Annotated in this window: 1 protein-coding gene; it reads right to left on the bottom strand. The window is 49.2% G+C overall.

Going from position 1 to position 732, the window contains the following annotated elements:
- Positions 1–689: Rpn family recombination-promoting nuclease/putative transposase (locus P5674_RS25480; protein WP_315670452.1), on the bottom strand; the 689-nt coding region annotated here is incomplete at its 3' end.
- Positions 690–732: the final 43 nt, after the last annotated feature.

Here is a 732-nt window from a genome sequence, read left to right as displayed (position 1 = left end):
CCTTCTTGGCGACCTTCTTGGCGACCTTCTTGGCGACCGTCGGCAAATGCTTCTTGATAGAATCGGGTTTGTTTTAAATCGGTGAGTCCTAACATTTGGGCAATCTCCTCGCGACTTATTTGGGGTAGTTTGTAAATAACTATAGTTTCGATGATATCAATGATATCCCGTTGAATGGATTCTGGGGGGAGGGTTTGTTCGGCTTGCTCGATCAGGTTTATGGCTGATGCGATCGCCTCCGATTCGGATTCGAGTACCAATTTGATGATACCAACTCCCAAACGGTTTTCACTTTCCAACTCGTCGAGATAAACCCGAGTCACCCGGTCTGAGTTCAGGAGTTCCCGGAATTGGTGGGATTGTTCCCGCTCAATGCTACGGTTGGGATAGATAACGACGACCTGCCACGGGTGGGGGGGTCGGTATTGTCGCAGGTAGAGGAACAGTTCCGCGAAAATGCGATAATAGAGGTCGTCGTCCGGTTGAAATTGCACTTCCGCTAGGTAGAAAGGGCGATCGCCTTCTGAGGTGGTCGGGAGAAATACTCCGTCGAGGCGGAAGGCTAGTTGTTTCACTTCTACAGAGGTGAATTGGTAGCGATCGCTTTCTTCGGGTGGGCGGTTCAGCAGTTCAAAGAAGCTGCGGGGGTACTGTTGGAAAATTCGGTAGAATATACTATCAGTTTTCACGGGGGATAATGGCTCGATAATAGGGGTTAAATTGCCTTGATTT

The organism is Limnospira sp. PMC 289.06 (assembly GCF_032350395.1).
Taxonomy (GTDB): Bacteria; Cyanobacteriota; Cyanobacteriia; order Cyanobacteriales; family Microcoleaceae; genus Limnospira; species Limnospira platensis.
The sequence above is the reverse complement of the archived record's forward strand: the minus strand, read 5'-3'. Positions and strand labels throughout refer to the sequence as shown.